Below are 3,334 nucleotides of genomic sequence, written 5' to 3'. Positions count from 1 at the left end.
TCGAGCCTGATGCCCTTCTCCAGCAGAAACTCGTGGATGTCGATAATCCGGCAGCCCGGGAAAATCTTGTCGAATTCATAACCGGCGAGCTGGTCGTAGCACGTGCCGCACGACACCACCACCGTCTTGATGTCGAGGTAGTTCAGCGTATTGGCGACGCGGTGGAACAGCACGCGGTTATCGGTGACGATCTGCTCGGCCTTGTCGAACTGGCCCGAGCCGCGCTGCGGATAGCCGCAGCACAGGTAGCCCGGCGGCAGCACCGTTTGCACGCCCGCTTCCCACAGCATCGCCTGGGTCGCAAGGCCGACCTGCGAGAACAGGCGCTCCGAGCCGCAGCCCGGGAAGTAGAACACCGCTTCCGTGTCGGCGGTGGTCGTCTGCGGATTGCGGATGATCGGGACGATCTTGTTGTCCTCGATGTCGAGCAAGGCGCGCGCGGTCTTCTTCGGCAGGTTGCCCGGCATCTTCTTGTTCATGAAGTGGATCACCTGCTGCGTGACCACCGGCTTGCCGACCGTGGCCGGCGGATGCGCGGTCTGCTTCTTCGTGAACTTCTTCAGCACCTCGTTGCCGAGGCGCTGTGCCTTGTAGCCGACGCCCATCATCGCGGTGCGCGCGAGGTTGATGGTCTGCGGATTGGTCGCGTTCAGGAAGAACATGCCGGCCGCGTTGCCCGCGTTGAACTTCTTCTTGCCCATCTTGCGCAGCAGGTTGCGCATGTTCATCGTCACGTCGCCGAAGTCGATCTTCACCGGGCACGGCGTCACGCATTTGTGGCAGACGGTGCAGTGATCGGCGACGTCGTTGAACTCGTCCCAGTGCTTGATCGACACGCCGCGGCGCGTCTGCTCCTCGTACAGGAACGCCTCGACCAGCAGCGACGTGGCGAGAATCTTGTTGCGCGGGCTGTACAGCAGGTTCGCGCGCGGCACGTGCGTGGCGCACACCGGCTTGCACTTGCCGCAGCGCAGGCAGTCCTTGATCGACTCGGAAATCGCACCGATATCGGACTGCTGCATGATGAGCGACTCGTAGCCCATCAGGCCGAAGCTCGGCGTGTAGGCATTGCGCAGGTCGGCGCCTTCGAGCAGCTTGCCCGCGTTGAAGCGGCCGTGCGGATCGACGCGCTGCTTGTACTTGCGGAATTCGCCGATCTCGTCGTCGGTCAGGAATTCGAGCTTCGTGATGCCGATGCCGTGCTCGCCCGAGATCACGCCGTCGAGCGAACGCGCGAGCGTCATGATGCGCGCGACCGCCGCATGCGCGTCCTGCAGCATCTCGTAGTTGTCGGAGTTGACCGGCAGGTTCGTGTGCACGTTGCCGTCGCCCGCGTGCATGTGCAGCGCGACGAACACGCGGCCGCGCAGCACCCGCTTGTGGATCGTCTGGGCTTCCTCGAGGATCGGCTTGAACTCGCCGCCGTTGAAAATCTGCCGCAATTCGGCGCGGATTTCCTGCTTCCACGACACGCGGATCGTGCGATCCTGCGCGAGATGGAACACCGTGGCGTCGGGCTGCGCGTCGACGCGGTCGGCGAACTTCCCGGCAAGCGCTTCGTAGCCGAGACCGACCAGATAGTGCTGCGCCTCGCGCAGCGACAGATCGAGCCTGTCGCGCAGGAATTCCCAGCGCGTGCGCACGCGCACGAGCAGATCGAGCGCCTGCTGCACGCGGTCTTCGAGCAGCTCGGCGCTCGGAATTTCGTTGGCGTCGTCGCTCTTGCCGAGCGGCAGCTTGCCGGCCTTGAAGAACGCTTCGAGCGCGTCGACCAGTTGCAGCTTGTTCCTGATCGACAGCTCGATGTTGATGCGCTCGATGCCGTCCGTGTACTCGCCCATGCGGTCGAGCGGAATCACCACGTCTTCGTTGATCTTGAACGCGTTCGTGTGCTTCGCGATCGCGGCGGTGCGGCTACGGTCGAGCCAGAAGCGCTTGCGTGCCTCGGCGCTCACGGCGACGAAACCTTCGCCGCTCTTGCCGTTAGCCATGCGCACGACTTCCGAGGTCGCCTGCGCGACCGCGTCCGCATCGTTACCGACGATGTCGCCGATCAGCACCATCTTCGGAAACGCGTTGCGCTTGCTCTTGGTCGCGTAGCCGACCGCGCGCAGATAGCGTTCGTCGAGATGTTCGAGGCCCGCGAGAATCGCGCCGCCCTGGCGCGACGTCTCGAACATGTAGTCCTTGATTTCGACGATGCTCGGAATCGCCTCGCGCGCCTGGCCGAAAAATTCCAGACACACCGTGCGCGTATGCGCGGGCATCTTGTGCAGCACCCAGCGCGCGGACGTGATGAGCCCGTCGCAGCCTTCCTTCTGGATGCCGGGCAGGCCGGCGAGGAATTTGTCGGTGACGTCCTTGCCGAGGCCTTCCTTGCGGAACACGCGGCCCCTGATGTCGAGTGCTTCGGTGCGCAACAGCTTCTCGCCCGGCGCGTAGTTGCCGTCGAACCACTTAAGCTCGAAACGCGCGACTTCGACGTCGTGAATCTTGCCGAGGTTGTGTTCGAGACGCGTGACTTCGAGCCAGTTGCCGTCCGGGTCGACCATGCGCCACCAGGCGAGGTTGTCGAGCGCCGTGCCCCACAGCACCGCCTTCTTGCCGCCCGCGTTCATCGCGATGTTGCCGCCGATGCAGGATGCGTCGAGCGAGGTCGGATCGACCGCGAACACGAAGCCGGCGTGCTCGGCCGCCTCGGTCACGCGGCGCGTGACGACGCCCGCGCCCGAGAAGATCGTCGCGACCTTGCGATCGACGCCGGGCAGGTCGGTCATCTCGACCGGGCCGAGCTGTTCGAGCTTTTCGGTGTTGAGAACGGCCGAGAACGGCGTGAGCGGCACCGCGCCGCCCGTGTAGCCGGTGCCGCCGCCGCGCGGAATCACGGTCAGGCCGAGTTCGAAACAGGCCTTGATCATGCCGGCGATCTCGGCTTCGGAGTCCGGCGTCAGCACGACGAACGGGTATTCGACGCGCCAGTCGGTCGCGTCGGTCACGTGCGCGACGCGCGACAGGCCGTCGAACTTGATGTTGTCTTTCTGCGTGACCTTGCCGAGCACGCGCGTGGCGCGGCGGCGCAGGTCGCAGGTCTGCTGGAATTCGCTGGCGAACTGGTCGATCGCGCGGCGCGCGGCCTGCACGAGTGTTTCGACGCGCGCGGCGCGCTCGACGCCGGCTTCGTCGCCATGGTCGCGCAGATCGGCGCGGCGGCGCTTCTCGATTTCGGCGAGGCGGTGATTGAGCGCCTCGATCAGCAGCGCGCGGCGCTTCGGGTTGTCGAGCAGATCGTCCTGCAGATACGGATTGCGGCGCACGACCCAGATGTCGCCGAGCA

1 protein-coding gene is annotated in these 3,334 nt (G+C 65.1%); it reads right to left on the bottom strand.

Annotation, left to right across the window (positions count from 1 at the left end; genetic code table 11):
• Nucleotides 1-3,334 (bottom strand): DUF3683 domain-containing protein (locus F3J19_RS32225; protein WP_167050521.1); only part of this gene is annotated, 3,334 nt, incomplete at both ends.

This window comes from Burkholderia sp. Ax-1724 (genome assembly GCF_011752995.1).
Classification (GTDB): Bacteria; Pseudomonadota; Gammaproteobacteria; order Burkholderiales; family Burkholderiaceae; genus Paraburkholderia.
This window is presented reverse-complemented; position numbering and strand designations above follow the sequence as displayed.